Consider the following 22567-nt stretch of genomic DNA (forward strand, 5'->3'; position numbering starts at 1 on the left):
TTAGCTCAAGTATAGACAAAATTTATCTTACTTCCATTTTCTTTTTATTATTAACGCTATTCCTATCTACTATAGATAACAATTTACTGACATGTATTCAATATAAGTTGATTAAGTAATGAATAAGTATGGATAAACTACCGAATTAGTCTGTCCCTACTTCAATAGAAAAACCATGTTTATAGGGAGTCACAAGCTTTAGAGGTCATCTTTGATTCTGTTACCCTAACTGTTAAACAAAAGTTCGGTCAAACAAAGGTTTAAAATATAAAAAATAAGTGTACTATAATGCCTCATTTTATCGGGTTAATCATTCATTCAAAGTAGCGTTGCTTTGCTGAGAAGATTTTTCAACCTGCTATCCTTTTTAGATGCAGTTTTAGTTCGCTTATAGTGCCCGTCTCTAAACACAATTGTGAATGATCACAAGATTACGAGTGACTATAAATGCAAGTGACTATAAAGTTGTAAATTACTTTTCTTTCATTCTTATTAGTAGGATAGATTTGATGGTGGTGCTTGTGTTTTTTTACCCTCTATATCGTGCTTTAAGTATTCACCCTATAAGGAATGCGTCAAGATTCATGACTAAAACTATAGCGTTAGTACTGTTCTGCATAAGTGTGACAGCGTGCAATACCTTACCCAAAAACCCACATATCCAAGCAAGCTTAAAACTCAACGAAAGGATTCAGCAACGATACAGGTCAGAAATAAAGCCAGAGGATATTGATGAGAAACAACTGGCATTAACTCAGTCTATTGATCATTTAAATAATCTCCATTCAGGACTATCAGGATATCACCCAATAATTAGTGGCACGGATGCTTTTGTCTATAGAAATATATTAACGTCTATGGCAGTAAAAAGCATTGATGTTCAATATTACATCTGGCATAACGATGAAACTGGCCAACTTATGCTAAAAGAGTTATGGAAAGCCGCTGAGAATGGGGTAATTGTACGTTTTTTATTAGATGATTTTAATAGTAATAGTCAGCTTGATCAGCACTTACTCCAATTTGCAAGCCATCCAAATATCGCTGTGCGTCTTGTTAACCCAATGGCCTACCGGAAGTTTAAGACCTTGAACTACTTAACCAGTGTGAAGCGAATAAATCGACGTATGCACAATAAAAGCATTACTTTTGACCGCCAACTCAGTATTGTGGGTGGAAGAAACATTGGCAATGAATATCTGAGTAACAATGAATCAAATCAATTCGCTGATATTGATGTTCTTTTAGTTGGCCCTGTTGTCAAAAGTATCAGTAATAGTTTTGATGAATATTGGAATGCATCTGTATCTTACGATGTGCAAACACTTGTCAACCCTGACCTTGAATTAGCAGAAAACAGTGTGCAACAAGACACTTTTTTTTCTAATCTAGATAAACTTGATCCAAACAACACCAGTACAGTACTATCAATCGCTGAAACTTACAAACATGCGCTAAATGAATCTACAATCGATATGGACTTAATAAATAAGACATTAGCTTTTCGCTGGGCGCCAATAACGTTTGTTAGTGATACTGCAGAAAAAATATCCAGAAACGCCAATCCAAATGATTTTCTTGTCCATAAGCTGCGTAATTTATTGGGTAAACCAAACAAAAACTTAACCATTGTTTCTTCTTATTTTGTACCTACGAAAGACGGGGTAGATACATTAACAAAGCTATCTAAACAAGGGGTTAAAATTAGGATACTCACAAACTCTTACCATGCAACTGATGTCTCAGCAGTTCATGCAGGCTACTCAGAGTGGCGCAAAACTCTTTTAAAGTCTGGTGTTGAATTATATGAAATTAAAGCCACAGTAACGAATGATGTCGACAACAAACTTTGGCGAGGTCGTAGTCAATCTTCAACGAGCTTACATGCTAAAATGTTTGCCGTCGACGATCGGAGTGTTTTTATCGGCTCATATAATGTGGACCCTAGGTCTGCCGATATGAATACTGAGATGGGGGTAATCATTGAAGACAGTTTTCTTGCCAATACACTCCATCAAACAGTCAGCGATGAACTGTTTTCACAAGCCTATAAGGTTATTCTTACTGATGATAATAATCTACAATGGCAGACCCTAGAAAATAATGAAATAATAGAGTCGCATAAAGAGCCAAACATGGGCTTGGCTGATCTTATTTGGATAAAACTGATGTCGCTACTGCCAATAGATTGGTTGTTATAATATAAAAGTATAATAGACGTAAATATATAGTCCTATTATTTAAGTGCATCATTGCTATGAACCTCTGCCATAACAATAGCGGAGCCATCAATTAGCATCATATTCTTTAGATAGTTAACTTTAATTTTTAATAGCAGATACCCATGCCATTTAACGATCTATCTAGTACATCGAGATCCATTGATGCTAAGCAAATCCTGATCATTTGCTTTGCTAATGCAGTTGCCTACTTTGATTTTTTAATTTATCTATATATGGCAGACATTATTAGTGCTGCTTTTTTCCCCGTTAGTGATGACGTTATACTGTCTAAACTTCAAGCACTTAGCTTATTTACAGCTGGGTATATAGCACGCCCTATTGGGGGGTTTATTATTGGTCGATATGGAGATACCCATGGGCGTAAACCTGCGTTACTTATCAGTTTATCACTCATCGCATTAACCACACTAATAACAGCATGTCTCCCAACCTATGCTCAAGTTGGTATACTTGCCCCTATCATTTTTTTTGCAGCTCGTTTGCTTCAAGGTATGGCTTTTGGCGCCCATGCACCACTCGGCTGGGTTTATATCGCAGAACATGTTCATAGAAGCAATTTGGCAACCTACTGTAGCATGGTAGCAGGTAGCTTTATGATGGGCGGTATCGCATCAAGTATTTTTTTCGAAATACTATCGAATACCTATACTCAGGGAGAACTTATTGACTATGGGTGGCGAATCCCCTTTATTTTAGGTGCAATGTTCAGTTTTATAGCTCTTTTATTTTGGCATGCATTAGATGAAACACCTATATTTTTAGAGCAAAAAAATCAAACTGCCCATATTAATGAGCATCCCACGATTAGATCATCATTTAGACGTTTTAATGCTATTTTTTTAGCCTGTATACTGACATTTATTCTCTCAAGCTCGGTCATCGTAGTTGCCCTTATGTTACCTGACTTAGTATTACTCAGATTTAGCGTCGACGAATCACTTCTGATGTTCTCTAACGATGTTGGTTTACTATTTATTTTGTTAGGCTGTATCTTTTATGGGCTGCTTGCAGACAAAAATAGTACGGGAAAAACAATGATGATTGGATCTCTAGCACTTGTTATTAGTGCACTTGCATTTTATTATCATATCGCCAATGGCGGTCAATACATACTGGTAATGTATGCAGTTTTAGGCTTTAGTATTGGTATTGTTGGCCTTAGCGCTTCAGTTCTAGTACAGTTATTCCCAACTAGCCAGCGCTTAACGGCTGTTGGCCTAACCTATAATATTACCTATGGCGCTGTTGGCGGCATCCTACCTTTTGGCTTAGCTTATGCAACCAATCATATCAGCTTCTCTCCCGCACTATATCTAACATTTATTGGGCTAGTAGCTTTTCTTATCGGCCTTTACCTTTATCGATCCCCTAAGTTTAGAGCACTTGATGAAACGATTAAATGACCTATCAATCAAACCTATAAAAATCAACTATTCTCTGGCTTTGAACAAAACTCTTAACGGACGGTATAGCCATTAATATAGTACATAAAAAATCTGCAATGGATAACAAACACCTAATGGATAATAAGCACATAATGAAAGATAAGCGACTATCAGTTGCACCGATGATCGACTGGACTACCACTGATTACAGGTATTTTGCACGTCTGTTTAATCCTTATATTTTCTTATATACTGAAATGATATCCACTGGGGCCATCATTTACGGTAATAAAGATCGGCTTTTACGCTTCGATAAAACGGAACATCCTATCGTGTTACAACTTGGTGGCGCTAATGTCGCCGAGATGACCCACTGTACGATTGAGGCTCAAAAGCGTGGTTATGATGAAGTTAATATCAATGTTGGTTGCCCCTCAGACCGGGTTCAGCATAATAAAATCGGTGCCTGTCTTATGTCAGAGCCCAATACGGTAGCAAATCTAGTGCGTGCCATGCAAGCAGAGGTTGATATCCCCATAACAGTGAAACATCGAATTGGCATTGATGACTTTGACAGCTATGAATTTATGAGAGATTTTGTTGATGCGAGTGCCAATGCAGGCTGCAAACGATTCATTGTGCATGCGCGTATTGCTTTACTTGAAGGCCTTAGCCCAAAAGAAAACCGTAACATTCCGCCATTGCGATATGATGATGTGTACCGTTTAAAACAAGACTATCCAGAGCTTAAGATTGAAATAAACGGCGGTATTAAATCTATTGAACACGTTAAAGCCCATCTTGAACAAGTTGATGGCGTAATGATAGGTCGTGCCGCTTACCAAAACCCCTATATCCTAGCAGAAGCCATGCAGTTATGGGGAGAGGTACCGCCCAGTCGAGAGGATATTTTAGCAAACCTATACCCTTATCTTGAAGAGCAAGTTGCGAAAGGAGAACATTTACCCTCAATCGCTCGGCACTTTTTAGGGTTATTCCAAGGCTTGCCAGGCGCACGTAAATGGCGACAGGCGTTAAGTGGCAAACAGCAACTTACCGTGTCACAAATTAGGGAAGCTGGAGACCACACCTTAGCATTCATAGAATCTCATAAAGACACTCATATTATTTAAAGTATTGCTAGCTCGGCATTTACACATAATTGCAGTGATTCTGGACGCTTACAAGTTTACTGAATGCAGAAATCAACCTTTATTCGAGAATATTAGTCGAGAACGTATAGATATTGCCACATTGCCATGCCGTTGTTAATAATATGGATGATAATTGGCACTATTATTGACCCTGATTTGTAGCGAGCATAACTAAACAATAGGGCCAATATAAAAATGACACTCATTTCATAATAGTCGTATTGCAAATGGATAATCGCAAAAAGTAAGCTTGTGACCACGCTTGCCAGTAATACGCCCCTCATACCAACCAATTGCTCTTTTAATGCTGACCAAATGACCCCACGAAATACAAGCTCTTCATAGATAGGCACTATAATAACCATGACTAATATAAGTAGCCATTTCGGTTCAGCTGTAAAATATAAACTATCAACAAATGCACTGGGATTTTTGTCGAGTAAATAAGTGATAGATTCACTGATTATCAAAAAAACCACCCACAAACTCAATACAGCCAGTGCTATTCGTGGTAAAAAAGGTTGAATTGCTAAATAATCTGCCACCGTGTACTTATGACGGGTCGTTTGATGCAGTTCTAGGCGAGTAGCGTATACTTGTTGGTTCTGCATTCTCTTCTGTTGTGCACTATTTATACGCCATTTTACTATGCCATAAATAGACGCCAATAACACAATGAATGTTAAAAGCATTGTGTAGCTTATAACAGTACCATTATAGCTACCAATACCAAACCTTTCTGCAGGAAGCATCTTGGCGTCATTCAAGACTATTGGCGTAAATAGATAAATCCCAAGTAGCTGCACTAGCACAAACAGCCCTATCATCCAGACAATCAGACAACCCACGCCTATTTTTGTAAAAAACTTGGGCTGAGTTATCGAGCCAGATTTACTATACTCCCTGCTACGTCGTGAACTGTCTGAGCGTTTCGTCAAATTTGGCGGCATAATTAATGAACTTTCAAATGAACATGTTTAGGAGTTTCAAAAAGACCTTGCTCAATCCATTATTAGACCAATAACAAGCTAACTCTTGTAATCCAAATATGATAGAAATATTGAGCCTTTCTATAGAACTTTCTTCTCAAGATCCACATCTAAAGGTTATGATTGCTCAGAGATTGTATTCATAAGCAATTCGGCAACAGAGTCAGGGTGCTCAAGAGGAAACATATGTCCCCCCTTATGCAGTGTGTAAGGAATGGATAAGCGCTTTGTTACCTTCTTTGGAAAACCTCGATGTTGAAATTGACTATCACTGCCCACGATTAATGTGACTTTGCGTTTTGGGGGCCTATTAGGTTTAAGCCAGTATAGGGATGGATTTGTGCGAAATACAGCAACCTCAGCCTGTTTTGGAATGGTCAACGTTACCTTACCATCTTGACGCTCGCGCAACCCATATTGAATATAGGCATCAAAACAACGCGGATCAAAATTTTTGAAAAACCCTTTCGGCTGAAGTAAGTCTCTAGCTTCATCCCTACTCTCCCATACATCACGGCGTTTTTTTGAAATACCCGCAGGAGATACCTTATCTACTCTCTTTGCAGACGTCAACTTAGCCAAATGCCAAAGCAAACTACTGCTACCATAAATTAAAGGTGGATCCATTAATACAGCTTGACTGAAAAGCTTGGGTTTACGATAAATTGCTTGAAGCGTACACAATGCGCCAAGCGAATGACCAATACCAATAATAGGCACCTTATGCTTTTTTTTTAGCTTAGCCACACTATCAATAACTTGCTTAGTTAGATCCTTCCAATGATTATCGATGGCATAAGTCGACTTACCAGACTCATCAAAACCCAACGTAGGAATATACTCAAGGGTAAAGTGTTGCTCAAGAATATCAAATATCGGCTGATAAACTCGGCTTGGCATACCATTAGCATGCGCAAAATGTATAACTGGTTTACCTGTCACTTTAGAGACAGATAAATTGGAAAAATCATAAGGATGGCTTTTATTTTTTTTTGAATTATTAACGTCCATTAGCGCATCTCGCCAGTATTCTTATCTTGAGGAAGCAGCTTCATATCTATGGTCGATCCAATGCCAGCACCAAGCTTAATCGCAAAATTACCAAATAGCTCTTGCATAGGGTCAATGGGCGTATAATTAACTACGTTATCAATGTCCAGCTCTTTTTCAAGAGTGCGGATATTACCTGTTTTGTCAGCAAGGCCTAATGCAATGGATTGCTCGCCTGTCCAAAATAAACCTGAGAATATATTATTTTCTTCGGTATTTTTTAGTCTATCTCCACGCCCTTTTTGGACTGCCTCAATGAAGTGTTTGTGTGTATTATCTAAGACATTTTCAACATGCTGTCTTTCAAAATCTGTTAAAGGACGGCTCATACTTAAAATGTCTTTGTATTCGCCTGCGGTAAGCGTACCATCTTTTATGCCCATTTTATCCATTAATCCTTCAACGTTGTAACTAGGCATAATAACACCAATCGAACCGACAATACTTGAAGGATTAACGTAGATTTCATCTGCAGCAGATGCGATATAATAAGCACCCGATGCGCCAATATCACCAATAATAGCATAGAGCTTCTTGTCAGGATATTCGGTACGCAAATCCATCATCGTCTGCCAAATTTCATCAGATTGGACAGGTGAACCACCAGGCGAATTAATATTCAGGACTACCGCCTTAGCCTTAGGTGCCTCAAAAGCTTCCGTGAGTGCGGCGCTGATATCATCTGCATTTGCCATATCACTCGCACTAATAACACCTTCCACATCAACAACCGCGATATGATTCCTGCTGGTATCAACACCGCTCAGCCCAGTTTCTGTAGGGGTACAGCCTCGAGCCATCATAAAAAATATTAGCAGAAAAACACCAAGGGTTAACAGTTTGGATATTACACGCCATCGTCTGGCACGTCGCTGTTCTTCAATGCTTGCCATCAAGGTTTTTTCAAGCAAATGCCACTCTCGCCCTCTCGTATTAGCTGGCAGGCCACTAGGAGGATTATTTAAACGGTTTTTTTCAGGGTTTGGAGTTGAATTATTATCAGGAGCTTTGTTTGGATCAGGTGGCCAGTTAGACATAGAAAATATAAATCCTAGTAATGAATACATGAGTTAAAACAGATTAAACGAAGGTCTGTTCCATATATTACGCTTATAAAAAACAGTTAAAATATCAATTCGATAAAGTATCAGGATCGTTAAAGGCGCAACGCAAACTGATTTAATTGGACTTTATTCATTTCTTTCAATAACTCTCTATTGCTGCAAATATGACAAAAAAAAGACTCGGAAAATGCTACGGGTAGCAGTATGACGATAGCGGTAATAAGATTCAATATACCTTTGGTTATATTTCGATAATTTTTTTATATTTGTTAAAGAATGCTTTATATTGCTTATAGCTTTATATTGCTTATATTAAAGTTTATTACGCTCAAATTGATGGTTTGAGTGCGACATTTAAACCAGAGTATGATTTTAACGTAACAAATGATTTTATAACACTTACCATCACTTAGTATTTAAACGAATGATAACTATCATAGACGTTTATTTAGCGTGGTTTAATTTTAAATAATTTTGTTGCCAGTACAACTCAACCTCTTTCATTGTAGAGGGTACTGACTGGTCAGTTTTATCAACAATATCCAAGGATATTGGCTGCATTGAGTCGATTAAATCAGCATCAGCATAAGATTTAGCCGTTAAAAGCCAGTGTTTATTTTCTAAAGAACCATAAAAGCGATCTGAAATGGTATTGGTTGTAGCGAATACTGGATCATGGCACATGGACTGCCATAATTTAGCATGTCTTGGTTGTGGACTAGTATAAAAAATGAAGCTCGTCGATTGATTGTTGCCTTTAGTATTCTTTTTAGCCTCTAAAGCTGACTGATTAATCCTAGCATCGTCTATGCCGAGATTTTTATTGATATTGTTGATATTATTGGCATTGACGACATCGCTAACTTCTGTCTCTTGGTTCGATAACAATTTTAACCCATTATTTTGTTCTATGCCTACCGTCAATTTACTGTCCATTTGTAACGTGCAGTCCCATACTTGACTATCGTCAATTTCAGGCCAACCACTTATTGCCATTAAGCTGACCTTATCAAACTCCCTTATCAAATTATTGGAAGTGTTATGATTCAATTGCCACAAACTGCCTTTTTTGCAACTTTGAGGAGTTAAAGGCACTTTTTTTAAGTATCCATCCACTTTTTCCTGACTGTGTTCGAGCCCTGCCTGCCAATAATAAGAAATTGGCATATCCTGTCTAATCTTTGCCACTAAAAAAGCTAACTCTGGTGTTGCCGTCTGTACCACTACTCCTGTCAAATGCCTTACCTGATGGTTTTTCAAAGAATCATAGACAGACTTCGATGCCTCAAACAATTGCGTTTCAAGTAAAATCACATCGGTATCGTAACTGTTTGGATAAGCGGATAACAGTAACCAATTATAATTAGTGTTAGTTACCAATGTAGCAGACAACTGGTTGCTGCTCATTTCTATGGGAATAATACGAGTAAGCTGTTCTGATTGCTCTTTGGCTATGAATGGCAAAAACATGAGCACAGTGATCGGTGGTATTGAATACAAATGGCTTAACACGCCTTTCGATATGATCCAAGGCAATACAGCCATAATAATTAAAAATAATAAAGGCAAGCTTATGTCAGTATATAGCCATCCTGTTTGACTTGCTGAACTTTGTAATAAAAATAAAAAGTGATGAAAGGTGTCTAATATCTGGAATATAAAACGCCATAGCATGTCTGCGACATCTGCCCAAATTGTGTACACCAATCCTGCCAATAAATTGAGTGGTACAATTAACCAACCGAATAAACCAATGGCAAAAATATTGACCAACAGACCCCACAATGAGACTTTGCCAAATAACCATAAACTGATTGGCAATAATGCAATAGACATCCACAATTGCAACTTCAAATAGTTGACAAGTAAGGCTTTAAATGTGCTTATTTTAGACGTTTCTTGCTGATTATCAACTAATGATAACGAGGTTAATCCAGTGTTTATCTCTTTTACGAGTCCCCATCGCTGGGTGTAGATAATCAATACAACAACCGCTATAAAAGACAACCAAAAACCTGCTTGCCATAGAACATAAATATCCTGCCATGCCATAGCTAAAGCAATGACCAAAAGCACTTTAAATACAGAGGAGGCTGCCAATGAGTAACGTACAACGCCAATTACCACCAACATTAGTGCCGTTCTAATCGCTGGTATATCAAACCCTGCAAATAGGGCATACATAAAAGCCACAGCCACTGCGATAACAAAGCTCAGCTGCCAGCGAGGCAGTATGCGATAGAGACTGGGATACAAGTAATTGACTGCAGTTGTTGCTATAGTTGCTGATAATACCGCTAAGAAAAGTACGTGAGCACCCGATATGGCTAATAAGTGCGATATTCCAGCAAATCGATAACGTCCAGTCATCTCAGAGCTAATTAAACTTCTGTCTCCCGTGAGCAGGCTTAAAGTAACCGCAATATGGTCATGGTTATTGATGTTGGGTTGAATTGCTACGTAAGGGCTATTTACCTGATTATCTGGTAGAGCCATTTCTTGAATTTTTGTTTCTCGAACTTTAATCAAAGATAAAAAGTGCTGGCGAAACTGATAACGCATGTTAGCAATTTTTTGTATTGTCGTTAGGTTTTTAATCTGGTCAAACCCTTGCAAATCTGTTCTGATTATATGCGCTAGCGCAGTAGCATGGCGTGTACTCAACCAGCGATATTCATTAAAGCCATTACCTGCATCTGTAAACTCTATAGGCTCTAATTTAAGCCGTAAGGTTATTACCTTATCCGGAGAAAACTCATTTAACCACTGGTCATCAATATTGTATGAGCTTAGTAGGACTGTCATGCTACTTGGTAATTCATGATAGTCAGGTATGCCGATGTCTACTTTTTTATCATGTTCTATAGCATTAGCATTTACTACAGGCTTCTGTTGTATTACCCTATTTGCGGCCCTGTCATTACTATAGCTCTCAATATCGGTTATGTCACTCATCACATTCAAACGTTCTGCAAGATTGCTTTTAGCCTCATTTTTAACTTTCTTTTGTGCATCGCTCTTAGCAGTAGTCACACCCTCATTATCGCTGGCTATGATTGAATCTGGGTCGATACTTAAAGGGTTATCTTGTCTATTCAGACGATTATCTGGTATATAAAATGGATTTACACTCGCTGTATCTCCCCCTGCTGTATTACCTCTATCTTGAAAGTGCACATAAGGCTTGATATTTGTTAATCTCACTAATTGACGATACCCTTGCACCACAGCAGTCGCCTCTGCGTTTGCATCTTCTACGATATTTACTGTTAGGAGGCGGTCACTTAGACCTATCGGAGTCACAACCGCTTCAACATAAAGCGATTGTTTAGGAGATTTTTCTAGTAAATTCACACGCTGTGCTAAGGTGCTTGTTATAACTGCCAATAAAAATACAAGCAAGCTTAATCCCCTAACAAGCGGTATTATTACACCTTGCTTTAAGATCATACGTGTCGGCGTTAGGGGTTGCGACTTAGCACATATGGATGGTAAAAGGAATTTACTTTGAGGCACCAGCCTTCTTTTAAACAACTGGATGATGATGCAAAGCAATACGACTAAGCTAAGTAAAACATAGCTTGTTACTTGCCACTGTTCACTAGTGACAGAAGTGCTTATTAAAGCAAGTTCTTGTGGATGAATTGATAAGATAGCCAGCATGAAAGCTATAGAAACAATCCCTGTTAGCCATATCACTATTCAATCCTTGATAGATGTCTTAAATAAACCAACATGTTCACTTTTCGTTGGCTTAAAATATAGCTTATGAAAAGATTTTAAAACCCTTCCTCAAACTGGGACCATTGGCCATTTTTAAGTAATAACTGCCTATCTGCCTTGGCTGCCAAGCTTCGGTCATGGGTAACCATCAATAGAGCCATTTGCAACGTTTCTTGTAGCTCTGCTAACAAGGCAAAAACACTTTGGGCATTATCGTAATCTAAATTACCCGTTGGTTCATCCGCTAGCACTAATGAAGGTTTTGTCACTAAGGCGCGCGCAATAGATACTCGTTGACGCTCACCACCTGATAACTCCCCTGGACGGTGCTCTAATCTATGACCAAGACCCACTCGTTCTAACAAATCAATAGCCTGTGTACGAGCTTCTGAAATTGGTACATGTTTACGTAACAGTAATGGCATAGCCACATTTTCAATCGCAGTAAATTCAGGTAAGAGATGATGAAATTGATAAATAAACCCCAGATGTTTATTACGCATGTTACCGCGCTCTGTTTCGTTCATTTTATTTAAGCAATCGCCATGCAACCAAACTTCGCCAGAAGTTGGAATATCCAGCCCACCTAATAAATGTAATAACGTACTTTTACCAGAACCACTTGCGCCAACGATAGCCACACGTTCGCCTTGCTTAATCGAAATGTCTAATCCAGTGAGGACTTGCGTGCGAATACTACCTTCATCATAAATTTTATTAATATTTTTAGCGATTAATATCTCAGACATAATTTTCTCAATTACTGTGTTTTTATGTATTTTAATAGGGTTATTCCTATACCCTTCACACTCTAGCCTCAGTTTTTTACTGCTAACTTTTTTACTACTAAGTGCTAATTAATAAAGGTAACCAGTAAAATTTATTCATAACGCAACGTTTGTGCAGGTTGAATTTTTGACGCGCGCATTGCAGGATAAATCGTCATCAAGAAACTCAATAAAAATGACGCTGACGTAATGATAAATACATCGGTTGCTTTAACATAGGAAGGCAGGAAATTAACTGGGTAAGCATCAGGCATATGTAAATCAAAGATTTGAATGATATAACCGAATATATCACTGATTGAAAAGGCAATGGCGAGTCCTATGGCTGTACCTATTACCGTGCCAATTACTCCGATAAACATTCCCTGAACAATAAATACCTGCAATATAAGCTTGGGCGTAGCACCAAATGTTTTAAGAATGGCAATGTCAGATTTTTTATCTGTGACCATCATAATTAGGCTAGATACAATATTGAACGCCGCAACAATGACAATTAAGAATAAGAGCAAGCCAATCATGGCCTTCTCCATTTGAATCGCACTAAATAAATTGCCATGCGTTTGTGTCCAGTCATTCGGATAAAGCATTTCTGGGTCATGTTGTGTTGCCCTCTGAGCAACGCCAGGTGCGGCAAAAATATCATCCACTTTCATCCGAATCCCTTGAGCACCACCCGGTAAACGCAGTAACTTTGCGGCATCATTCATAGGAATATAAGTCACAATATTATTGACCTCTTTACTAATATCGTAAGTGCCCACTAAGGTAAAACGTTTGAATCTTGGGATAATACCTGCAGGTGACGGCGATGCTTCAGGCAACACTAAAGTTACTTTATCCCCCATCGAAACCCCCAGAGACTGAGCTAAATCGATGCCTAGGATAATACCAAAATCGCCTTCTTTAAGCGCATTAAACGAGCCCTCGGTCATATGCTCGCCGACAATGGACACCTTAGTTTCGTACTCTGGTACTACGCCTGCGACCATAACCCCAGCAACTTGCCCATTAGCAGTCAACATACCTTGTAAGTTGATAAATGGTGCAGCTTCACTAACGTCAGGATCTTTTTTAATTTCAGTTAGAAGAGGCTCCCAATCTGAAATAATATGACCTGAGGTAACAGTGGCTTGTGGAACCATGCCTAAAATACGGCTTTTTATTTCTCTATCAAATCCATTCATCACTGATAAGACAGTAATAAGGACGGCAACACCCAATGTTAGACCAATGATTGAAATAAGTGAGATAAATGAGATGAAACGATTGCTGCGCTCTGCGCGAGTATATCGTAACCCTAAAAATAAGGCTAAAGGACGAAACATAATGTAAGCTCTTACTCAATTAAATGAAGAGTAGCAATTGTAAAAGGGAAAAATCGTTTTACGGCGTGCCTGCATTTAGATTATTAGGCTTAAAATAAGATGGAGTATCGTCAAACATGAAAGATTTCGAATAAAATATCAGTATATTCGCTAAAAATCAGACACGGTGTGACGAGCATATAGCCACTTTTAGCCCATAACCTGCATAACTTGTAAATTTAAGTTACTGTAAATGAGGAGACGCCCAACTATGACGAGTTCATAAAGTGGCATAGTTTGACATAAATAACGCTAGCTTGGCTATGCCATTTGCTAGAATTATATTATATTGAATGTACTCATAGCATGATTATTAACATACCCCTTAAATCAACATGTTAAATAAGGGTTATTTTGCTTAGAAACTTGTAATCAAATAACTTGCCCTTATGATAAGTAAATAAGTAGAAGCTCGTTTAATTTGGTCGTTGTTAGCTAACCTTATAAATACCAAATAAAAACTGATCATAAAGGAGTAGTCTAAATTGGATAGCGTCGCTTAAAAAAAATTAAAAACATCCTTAAAGCGTCAACTTTATAAAATTAGTAGAACTCTATTTTTAATACAATTTAGCAGCTCTCGATTGAACTTTGCACACTAAATGTCAATAATTTGTAATAAATAAAAAACTCATCTCGGTTAACCTATAAAACAACTAATAAATAAGACAATTATGAGCACTCAACAATACAAATACACGCCCATCAGTAACTCTCATTCAAGCACTAATCCCACCAAAATTAATTTAAGTGCAGATCAAACGGCTGGTCATGGAGACCACTGGAATATTTTAACCAATGACATTGAAGGTGTGGTGCCAAACTGGCTGCAACGATCTATTGATAATGCGGTAATTGCTTCTGGATTACAGACGGCGTTAAAAAAAGAAGAGTTAGCGCATTTAATTTTATCTGGTAATGAGCAGTGTCATATCAATCAAGTATTGGCTATGAAAGATGGCAATATTCAAAACTTCATTAATGCCTACCCCTGCGTCAATAGCCCTTATGGTTTAACCTGTACCATTGATCGGGTTATTGTTAATGATGAGAATAAAGATGCTGTTTTACGATTGATAAGTGAGGATGGTAGTGTTATCTATGCTTACGACCAACTTTATTCAGTAAATAGTGAGTTGTATCGTCAGCACCAACCTTATTTTGTTAATTTTAGTGCTTGGGCATATGGCATCCAGCCAAGCGCACAGGATGAGATTATATTAGTCGAAGATCCTGAAGCGATAAGATATCATAGAGCCTTTAATGACGTAGTGGCTAAAAATAATGGTGTGCCCCCTAATGATATCGAAAAAAGAATTAGAGAGTGGAAACCGGAATCTGATACGCCCCTAGCGCCTGTAGAGATAAACCTTGGTCATATGTGTGCATATTTGTTTGGTGAAACATTAGGTCAAGAAGATGAAGCATGGTGTCAGGGGCAAGTATTAGGTAAACAAAGTACTGTTTTCTTTGACAACGCTTTGACCGTTTTAGACGTGGCAATTTTACGTGAACCAGATGCCACCCCATTTGTGGTACGTATAGCTACACCCACTACTGAATATATCCAAAAAATTGAAGTGAACGATTATATTCAAGCTAATATTTGGTTACAAGCTGCCATTTATCATGAAAACCAATCCAGTTAAATATTTATAAATTTATTCCCTTAAACATTTAACTTTTTGCTAACGTATGTACCCATTTTAGTATAGAAATTAGTTTTTTAAGCTTTAGAGCTTAATAAAATGACCTAAATGGTGATAATTTGTCATTTTTTATAAAAATAGTTGACTTTTTGCCAATTACTGTATTTACAAGGGTTAGGTGTTCAGGTTAATATTAACCAACTTCTTTAAATAGAAATAAAAGTCTACTTAATTTGTTGATTTAATCAATCGAAATTTTAAGTGACCTTAAGTTTCTACAAAGTGTCATTATGAAAGTACCTAACACTATTGTTTTTACTAAATCTACGTATCTAACTGATAACGTATCGAAGAACTCTGATCAAAGTTCTGATATTTTAGTAAACAACCCAAAGTCTATTTCAAAGCATGCTAGTATCTCAAATGAGACTGGCTATCTTTCTGTTGCCGCTTTTAGTTCTGTAAAAAATCAAACTAACCCTGCTTCTTCCAACAATTATTCAGTTAAGAATGTGGGTACGCCAATAGAAGATAAGCCTAAGTTTTTTGTCACAGTTGATAAATTACCGTTACCTGATTTTTCAATCTTAGCAAACACTAAGTATATTAATCTTAAAAGCGTCATGAGTGCAGCATTTTTTATGTCAGGCATGCTATTGATGTTTTATATAGTGCATTTTTCTTAAGCAAACTCAATTTCTGATAACGCCTTGATAAACAATAAAATATTTTAGATCGATCAGTGAAAAAATTTGATACGATACTAAAAGGATCATTATTTATTTTGCTGGTGCCAATGAACTTTTAATTTTGGGCTTAAGCTAATCAATATACTGCTATTTTTTTCAATTAGCCTGTCTTAATAAATTTCTACGCATAAAAATAGCACCGCCATTGTTGGGGTGCTATTTTTTAATGATTGTGTTGAATTCATTAACACAAAGCAATTGCAATTATTAAGCGTGATCAGTCATCGCATATATCTTTTTGAACAATTCTTTTTGCTCAATACTTGGTTTAACACTTTGTAATGCCATCATCTGACTCATATCGCCTTCAATACGAATCTTACCTGACATAAAAGCTTCCATAGCTTTGTTCATATTGCCATCAAATAACACATCTTTAAGGGTCAATTCATCAATGATGACCGTAGTATCCGCATCTACATACCCTTTTTTTAGGATCCCATCTGCAAGATGTGCTTCAACATTACCGTTTGCAGACTCAGTAACATTTAAATTCATTTGCATATTAGCTAATGACGGTGAGGCATTTAAATTACCTGCCTCTTCCGTTAAACGATCAACTTCATTAAACCACTCGTCAGATAAAAAAACTGCCATAAAATTTCCTATTTTTTGAATAAAAAAAACGTTAAAATATTGGATAAAAAGTAACATACATTTCAGTTTAAATATATGTTTGATAAAATACCTCAATTATCCATGCACTTACTAGATATTAACCAACTCTCTATAACAAAAGCAAATTTTATATATATTAAATAAAAGCACATTTTATTTTGGCACGAGATCAAATCTGTACAATTAAACTGGATGTTAGCAGAATGCATTATGAGTTTTAAGGGTTCTCGATCATAATTTAACGTCTGCTATTACATACCTTAATCATTGCCATTGTAAATATTGACTGATGAGTAACTACTTATACTTAGTTTATCCACAAATTCTTTAAGGGTTTTTACATTTTTTACCATTACGTCAGATGATATTTTGCAGACTTTGAGTTACAATGGCAACATATTTATAACATCGGGTATATCAACCCAACTCTCAACATCGTTAATTCGTCACTCTTAACGTTGTTTATAAGTGAGCCATCGCTAACTTAATTTGCTGTATTGTCATACTCTTAAGTTTGATATTAGATTATCAACTTATTCAGCTAGTTTAGTTTTTGAAGGACTTATTTAGAGTTGGAAACTAGATACTTAAGGCTGTATAGGAAATATTCAAATGAGTATACATAACACAGCAGTCTCGCCAGTTGATCAAGATTATGAAATCACCATTGTAAAATTCTTTACAACGATGGCTGTCATCTGGGGAATTATTGGCATGGGTGTTGGGGTTTTTATAGCCTCTCAATTAGCATGGCCTGCCCTTAATTTCGATATTGCTTGGCTTAGTTTTGGTCGATTAAGACCTCTGCATACTAACGCGGTAATCTTCGCGTTTGGCGGGTCTGCACTATTTGCCACATCATATTACATTGTACAGCGTACTTGTAAAACACGTTTATTTGCACCATATCTGGCATGGTTTACCTTCTGGGGATGGCAAGCAGTCATTGTATCCGCTGTTATTACCCTTCCGCTTGGTATTACCACCTCTAAGGAATATGCTGAGCTTGAATGGCCTATTGACATCTTAATTGCTGTTGTATGGGTGTCCTATGCTATCGTATTCTTTGGTACTCTCATTAAGCGTAGAACCTCACATATTTATGTGGCAAACTGGTTCTTTGCGGCATTCATTATCACTATTGCACTTCTGCATATTGTTAACAGTTTGGCTGTACCAGTAGGGCTTTTTAAATCATATTCGCTATTTGGTGGCGCAACTGATGCCATGGTGCAGTGGTGGTACGGTCATAATGCTGTAGGCTTTTATTTAACCGCTGCTTTCTTAGGTATGATGTACTACTTCGTACCTGTTCAGATTGGTCGTCCAGTCTATTCTTATCGATTATCAATCATCCACTTTTGGGCATTGATTGCTTCATATATGTGGGCTGGTGGACACCATCTTCATTACTCAGCACTACCTGATTGGGCTCAATCATTAGCAATGGTATTCTCTATCATTCTATTCGCACCATCTTGGGGCGGTATGATTAATGGTGTTTTAACCCTATCTGGAAGCTGGGATAAATTACGCACTGACCCTATCATTAGATTTTTAATCGTCTCTTTGTCATTCTATGCTATGTCAACGTTCGAAGGTCCAATGATGTCTATCAAAACAGTTAATGCGTTATCGCATAATACTGACTGGACAGTTGGACACGTACACTCAGGAGCACTTGGCTGGGTAGGTATGATTACTATAGGCTCACTATATGTACTATTGCCGCGTATTTATAACAAACCGAAAATGTATTCAATTAGCTTAATTACTACTCATTTTTGGTTAGCAACGGCTGGTACGATTTTCTACATCGTTTCTATGTGGATCTCAGGTATAGGCCAAGGCATGATGTGGCGTCAGACTAATCCAGATGGTACGCTTGCTTATAATTTTATTGAAACGGTTCAATTCTCACATTATCCCTATATCGGGCGAGCGTTCGGTGGATTATTATATGTAAGTGGTATGTTTGTCATGGCTTATAACTGTTATAAAACGGTTAAAATGCCAGATGCTAGACCACTACCTAGTGAAGACCCTATTGATCATCGTTCAATCGTTACCGAAGACGGTGCTGAAACTCAGCAAGCTAAAGTATAAAACCAGCAAACCATTAAGGAGTCATTCATCATGGCAGGTTCAGCTCATGAAATAATTGAAAAAAATACAGGCTTGCTGGTCATCTTTATTGTTATTGCAATTAGTTTTGCAACATTAGTAGAGATTGTCCCATTAATATTTGACAGCAAGTCTCCGGAGGAAGGTGGAGTAAATAAACCTTTACCTACTATGGAACCATGGACAGCTTTGGAGTTTGAAGGGCGCGATATCTATATTCGTGAAGGTTGTCATGTATGTCATACACAAATGATTCGTCCACTTCGTGCTGAGGTTGAACGTTACGGGCCTTACTCAAGAGCTGCCGAATCTGTTTGGGATCATCCGTTTTTATGGGGTTCTAAACGTACTGGTCCAGATTTAGCGCGAGTTGGCGAGCGCTATTCTAATGATTGGCACGAGAAACATTTAATTAATCCTCGTTCAGTTGTGCCTGAATCTGTTATGCCAAGTTACCCTTGGCTAGCTGAAAGAGAAGTAAATGGTGCTAAGGTTCAAGAAAAATTACGTCTTTTCCGTGATCGTTTTGGCGTACCGTATACTGACGAAGATATCGAAGCAGCTCCAGACCAAGTCTTGGGCGCTACTGAACTTGATGCCGTGGTTGCGTATCTACAACAGCTTGGGACGGCTATGGAAGGTCAACGCTAATGAGCATAAGTGATTTACACACATTTGCAACAGTAGCGGCATTCATTGCTTTCATAGGTATCGCTTGGTGGGCATATTCGCCTAAAAACAAAAAGCGATTTGAAGAAGATGCGCAACTTGCGTTAGATGACGATATGATTGATTCGTCATCTCCCGATTCACGCAATAAGGATAAGACATGAGCATATTTTGGAGTTCTTGGATTACCATACTCAGTTTAGGTTGCTGGTTATTAATCACTGGTGTACTTGTTTATATGGTTCGCAGTAAAACAGATCTGGAGGATGATGGAACAACAGGTCATTCCTATGATGGCATTAAAGAATATGACAAACCTTTGCCGAAATGGTGGCTGGGTATTTTTTACGGTACTATTGTTTGGGCTCTAGGTTATTGGGTATTCTTCCCTGCTTTGATGCCTCATGCGTTCAATGGTATTGCTACCGTCGAAGTAGATGGTAAAACAGTACCATGGTCTTCTAAAAATGAGTTATATAGTGACCTAGAGGACAATAATGCAGTCTTTACGGCAAACTTTCAGAATGAATACTTGCCCAATCCTAAAGCTAATGACGCATTAACTGTTTTAGCCACTCTTCAACATGATATGAAGAGTTCTGCTGAGCCATCTTCTGAGATGAAAAGTAGTGTGAACGAGCAAATTCAACAGCTCGCCCCTTACGTAAAAGAGCTCTCTACAAATACGCGAGCACTGATGGCAGGTGAAAGTTTGTTCCTTCAGAACTGTGCTGTATGTCATGGTTCAAACGCTAAAGGGGCAACAGGTTACCCTAATTTGACCGATAACGACTGGTTACATGGTGGTGAACCTGAGAATATTTTGTTAACCCTACATAATGGTCGTGTAGGCGGTATGCCTGAATTTAGAGATACTATTGGAGAGAATGGTGTCAAAGCTGCTGCAGAATATGTTTTAGCGCTGTCTGGAAATCAAAATGACTATGAACTTGATGAGGTTAAAGTTGCCCAAGGTAAAGCCATTTTCAATGAGCAGTGTGTGATATGTCATGGAGAGAATGCCAAAGGAATGATTGAAACTGGTTCTGCCAATTTAACAGATAACATTTGGTTGTTTGGTGGGGATAGAGAGACTATTCGTGAGACAATACGTAATGGACGCGCTGGTGTGATGCCTGAATGGCAAACTAAATTAGGTAACGAGCGTATTATGCTTTTAGCAGCTTACGTCTACTCATTATCTAATAGTAATCTACAAGCCAGCTCTACAAGTAATGATAATGTAGTCGCTACGGCTGCTGAATAATTAACTTAATTAGCAATTTGTATAAAGTTGTCTTATATAGAGGGGGTTGTTGATACAACCTCCTCTATTTTTTAATAAGATATTGATTTAGTCCTTTTAGGTACCAAATACTACTCATACTCATGGTGTTATTCTGATAGCGATAACATTGCATTCAATGATAAAATATATTATATAAATACTGATAGTTTTAACCCCCCTCCTTACATAGCCAGCATAATGATTCTAAACATTAGAGGTACATTAATGTCAGCACCTACTACCAACAAAATCCCCGTCCATGATCTGGGCCACGATATGGATGCTACTAAAAAAAGAATCCATCCTCGCTTCACTAGCGGATACTATCAACGTATTCGTCTATTTACAATGTATGGGTTATTTGCTCTATTTCTGATATTACCATGGTTAAAGTATGATGGAAGGCAAGCGATTTGGTTTGATGTTGCCACACAGCATTATTACGTTTTTGGACTGACTTTATTTCCGCAAGACTTCTTTTTCTTTGCCGCATTTTTAATCATCGCTGCCTTTACTTTATTTATGGTCACTGTATATGCTGGTAGAGTGTGGTGTGGATATGCATGTCCACAAACGATCTGGACCCATTTATATCAGCACGTTGAGAAGTGGGTCATTGGCGATCGTAATAAGCGCATTAAATTCGATAAAGCGCCTACTAATGCCTCAAAAGTCGCTAAAAAAGTCCTTATCTACTTTGTATGGTTTGTTATTGCAGTAATTACCGCTGCCACATTTGTCAGTTATGTTTCAGGCACAGACTCCTTATATGGAAGTTGGCAGTTTATTGCCGGTGTTCCATTTCCTGATTGGCCGAAATGGATATGGATAGCCATGTTTATTTTTACAGTGGCAACTTATGCAAATGCAGGCTACATGCGCGAACACATGTGTACTCATATTTGCCCCTATGGCCGCTTCCAAAGTGTAATGTTTGATAAAGATACACTAATTGTCTCTTATGATTATAATCGTGGGGAACCTCGTGGCCCTCGAAAGACAGGGACTCATCCTGAAGAGCTTGGCGACTGTGTACAATGTACAATGTGCGTACAAGTTTGCCCGACAGGTATTGATATTCGTGATGGTCTTCAAGTTGAATGTATACAATGTGCCGCATGTTTAGATGCTTGTAACGAAATTATGGACAAAGTGGGTTACCCACGCGGCCTAATACGTTACACTACTGAACGGCAGTTAGTTGAGAAAGAGAAAAGTAAGGTACTGCGCCCAAGATTATTCGCCTATCTTATCCTCTTGAGCGTACTTATTAGTGGATTACTCTATACTTTAGTTGATAGAGTTCCTCTTGAGATTGATATTCGGCGTGATAGGAATGAGCTATCTTCCCTAAACTCCGAAGGATTAATTGAGAATAGCTATATTGTTAAGATTACCAATAAAACGCAAAACCCGCATGATTATAAGTTAAGCATAACTCCTCAAGAAGGTTTGTCATTACGTACTCGATTTAAATCTTTACCTCTAGATGCGGGACAAAGCTATGACATGCCAGTAAGCGTTGTCGGAAATCCTAAAGTGCTTCAACAAAGTGAGATACCTGTTGAGTTTAATGTCGATAGTAAAGATGGTAAATTCCATGTGTCTAAACAAAATATCTTTACTTCTCAAGGACAAGATTAATCTAGAAGAGTCTGCTCTAATATAGGGCTGGCTCTTTATAGAAACCATTAAGTTTCATTAAGG

Annotated in this window: 17 protein-coding genes; 10 read left to right on the plus strand and 7 right to left on the minus strand. The window is 37.9% G+C overall.

The window, feature by feature from the left end:
- Positions 1-584 precede the first annotated feature (584 nt).
- The 3 genes from AC2SLN_RS06605 (at position 585) to dusA (ending at position 4761) form a co-directional block, all read left to right on the plus strand.
- The gene (locus tag AC2SLN_RS06605) at positions 585-2201 is read left to right on the plus strand and encodes a phospholipase D family protein (RefSeq protein ID WP_486549286.1); all 1617 of its coding nucleotides are present in this window, start codon (positions 585-587) and stop codon (positions 2199-2201) included.
- A 143-nt stretch (positions 2202-2344) separates the two neighbouring features.
- The gene (locus AC2SLN_RS06610; protein WP_486549285.1) at positions 2345-3646 is read left to right on the plus strand and encodes an MFS transporter; all 1302 of its coding nucleotides are present in this window, start codon (positions 2345-2347) and stop codon (positions 3644-3646) included.
- A 98-nt stretch (positions 3647-3744) separates the two neighbouring features.
- On the plus strand, positions 3745-4761 hold the full coding sequence (gene dusA / locus AC2SLN_RS06615; RefSeq protein WP_486549284.1) for a tRNA dihydrouridine(20/20a) synthase DusA: 1017 nt from the start codon (positions 3745-3747) through the stop codon (positions 4759-4761).
- Between the two features lie 92 nt (positions 4762-4853).
- On the opposite strand, the gene AC2SLN_RS06620 is transcribed toward dusA, so the two are convergent.
- The 6 genes from AC2SLN_RS06620 to AC2SLN_RS06645 form a co-directional block, all read right to left on the minus strand.
- The gene (locus AC2SLN_RS06620) at positions 4854-5732 is read right to left on the minus strand and encodes a CPBP family intramembrane glutamic endopeptidase (protein WP_486549283.1); all 879 of its coding nucleotides are present in this window, start codon (positions 5730-5732) and stop codon (positions 4854-4856) included.
- 156 nt (positions 5733-5888) lie between these two features.
- Positions 5889-6782: an alpha/beta fold hydrolase gene (locus AC2SLN_RS06625; RefSeq protein WP_486549282.1), complete on the minus strand. Its 894-nt coding sequence runs from the start codon at positions 6780-6782 to the stop codon at positions 5889-5891.
- Complete coding sequence (gene sppA / locus AC2SLN_RS06630) at positions 6782-7858, minus strand: signal peptide peptidase SppA (RefSeq protein WP_486549281.1); 1077 nt, start codon at positions 7856-7858, stop codon at positions 6782-6784. The genes AC2SLN_RS06625 and sppA overlap by 1 nt, the downstream gene beginning before the upstream one ends.
- A gap of 471 nt (positions 7859-8329) precedes the next feature.
- Entirely contained in the window at positions 8330-11584 is a 3255-nt protein-coding gene (locus AC2SLN_RS06635) for a ComEC/Rec2 family competence protein (RefSeq protein ID WP_486549280.1), read from the minus strand.
- 80 nt (positions 11585-11664) lie between these two features.
- On the minus strand, positions 11665-12357 hold the full coding sequence (gene lolD / locus AC2SLN_RS06640; RefSeq protein WP_486549279.1) for a lipoprotein-releasing ABC transporter ATP-binding protein LolD: 693 nt from the start codon (positions 12355-12357) through the stop codon (positions 11665-11667).
- A 131-nt stretch (positions 12358-12488) separates the two neighbouring features.
- Positions 12489-13724 (minus strand): lipoprotein-releasing ABC transporter permease subunit, encoded by a 1236-nt coding sequence (locus tag AC2SLN_RS06645; RefSeq protein ID WP_486549278.1) that lies wholly within the window; start codon positions 13722-13724, stop codon positions 12489-12491.
- A gap of 713 nt (positions 13725-14437) precedes the next feature.
- Between AC2SLN_RS06645 and AC2SLN_RS06650 the strand changes: the two genes are divergently transcribed.
- On the plus strand, positions 14438-15412 hold the full coding sequence (locus AC2SLN_RS06650; protein ID WP_486529805.1) for a hypothetical protein: 975 nt from the start codon (positions 14438-14440) through the stop codon (positions 15410-15412).
- A 290-nt stretch (positions 15413-15702) separates the two neighbouring features.
- A complete protein-coding gene (locus tag AC2SLN_RS06655) occupies positions 15703-16098 on the plus strand; it encodes a hypothetical protein (RefSeq protein ID WP_486549277.1) in 396 nt (131 codons plus the stop codon).
- Between the two features lie 270 nt (positions 16099-16368).
- On the opposite strand, the gene AC2SLN_RS06660 is transcribed toward AC2SLN_RS06655, so the two are convergent.
- A complete protein-coding gene (locus AC2SLN_RS06660) occupies positions 16369-16758 on the minus strand; it encodes an SCP2 sterol-binding domain-containing protein (RefSeq protein WP_486549276.1) in 390 nt (129 codons plus the stop codon).
- A 633-nt stretch (positions 16759-17391) separates the two neighbouring features.
- Here AC2SLN_RS06660 and ccoN point away from each other — a divergent pair.
- From ccoN to ccoG, 5 genes are all read left to right on the plus strand, one after another.
- Positions 17392-18885, plus strand: coding sequence for a cytochrome-c oxidase, cbb3-type subunit I (gene ccoN, locus AC2SLN_RS06665; protein WP_486529802.1), 1494 nt, complete (start codon positions 17392-17394; stop codon positions 18883-18885).
- A gap of 30 nt (positions 18886-18915) precedes the next feature.
- On the plus strand, positions 18916-19554 hold the full coding sequence (gene ccoO / locus AC2SLN_RS06670) for a cytochrome-c oxidase, cbb3-type subunit II (RefSeq protein WP_486529801.1): 639 nt from the start codon (positions 18916-18918) through the stop codon (positions 19552-19554).
- Positions 19554-19736, plus strand: coding sequence for a cbb3-type cytochrome oxidase subunit 3 (locus AC2SLN_RS06675; RefSeq protein ID WP_486549275.1), 183 nt, complete (start codon positions 19554-19556; stop codon positions 19734-19736). The genes ccoO and AC2SLN_RS06675 overlap by 1 nt, the downstream gene beginning before the upstream one ends.
- Positions 19733-20839: a cytochrome-c oxidase, cbb3-type subunit III gene (gene ccoP / locus AC2SLN_RS06680; protein ID WP_486549274.1), complete on the plus strand. Its 1107-nt coding sequence runs from the start codon at positions 19733-19735 to the stop codon at positions 20837-20839. The genes AC2SLN_RS06675 and ccoP overlap by 4 nt, the downstream gene beginning before the upstream one ends.
- 246 nt (positions 20840-21085) lie before the next feature.
- Positions 21086-22504 (plus strand): cytochrome c oxidase accessory protein CcoG, encoded by a 1419-nt coding sequence (gene ccoG / locus AC2SLN_RS06685; protein WP_486549273.1) that lies wholly within the window; start codon positions 21086-21088, stop codon positions 22502-22504.
- Positions 22505-22567: the final 63 nt, after the last annotated feature.

It is taken from the genome of Psychrobacter sp. CX90 (assembly GCF_057396305.2).

Bases quoted from the DNA above. Each gene is read 5' to 3' on its own strand.
- AC2SLN_RS06605 (WP_486549286.1), top strand. From the start codon at position 585: ATGACTAAAACTATAGCGTTAGTACTGTTCTGCATAAGTGTGACAGCG.
- AC2SLN_RS06610 (WP_486549285.1), top strand. From the start codon at position 2,345: ATGCCATTTAACGATCTATCTAGTACATCGAGATCCATTGATGCTAAG.
- dusA (WP_486549284.1), top strand. From the start codon at position 3,745: ATGGATAACAAACACCTAATGGATAATAAGCACATAATGAAAGATAAG.
- AC2SLN_RS06620 (WP_486549283.1), bottom strand. From the start codon at position 5,732: ATGCCGCCAAATTTGACGAAACGCTCAGACAGTTCACGACGTAGCAGG.
- AC2SLN_RS06625 (WP_486549282.1), bottom strand. From the start codon at position 6,782: ATGGACGTTAATAATTCAAAAAAAAATAAAAGCCATCCTTATGATTTT.
- sppA (WP_486549281.1), bottom strand. From the start codon at position 7,858: ATGTCTAACTGGCCACCTGATCCAAACAAAGCTCCTGATAATAATTCA.
- lolD (WP_486549279.1), bottom strand. From the start codon at position 12,357: ATGTCTGAGATATTAATCGCTAAAAATATTAATAAAATTTATGATGAA.
- AC2SLN_RS06645 (WP_486549278.1), bottom strand. From the start codon at position 13,724: ATGTTTCGTCCTTTAGCCTTATTTTTAGGGTTACGATATACTCGCGCA.
- AC2SLN_RS06650 (WP_486529805.1), top strand. From the start codon at position 14,438: ATGAGCACTCAACAATACAAATACACGCCCATCAGTAACTCTCATTCA.
- AC2SLN_RS06655 (WP_486549277.1), top strand. From the start codon at position 15,703: ATGAAAGTACCTAACACTATTGTTTTTACTAAATCTACGTATCTAACT.
- AC2SLN_RS06660 (WP_486549276.1), bottom strand. From the start codon at position 16,758: ATGGCAGTTTTTTTATCTGACGAGTGGTTTAATGAAGTTGATCGTTTA.
- ccoN (WP_486529802.1), top strand. From the start codon at position 17,392: ATGAGTATACATAACACAGCAGTCTCGCCAGTTGATCAAGATTATGAA.
- ccoO (WP_486529801.1), top strand. From the start codon at position 18,916: ATGGCAGGTTCAGCTCATGAAATAATTGAAAAAAATACAGGCTTGCTG.
- AC2SLN_RS06675 (WP_486549275.1), top strand. From the start codon at position 19,554: ATGAGCATAAGTGATTTACACACATTTGCAACAGTAGCGGCATTCATT.
- ccoP (WP_486549274.1), top strand. From the start codon at position 19,733: ATGAGCATATTTTGGAGTTCTTGGATTACCATACTCAGTTTAGGTTGC.
- ccoG (WP_486549273.1), top strand. From the start codon at position 21,086: ATGTCAGCACCTACTACCAACAAAATCCCCGTCCATGATCTGGGCCAC.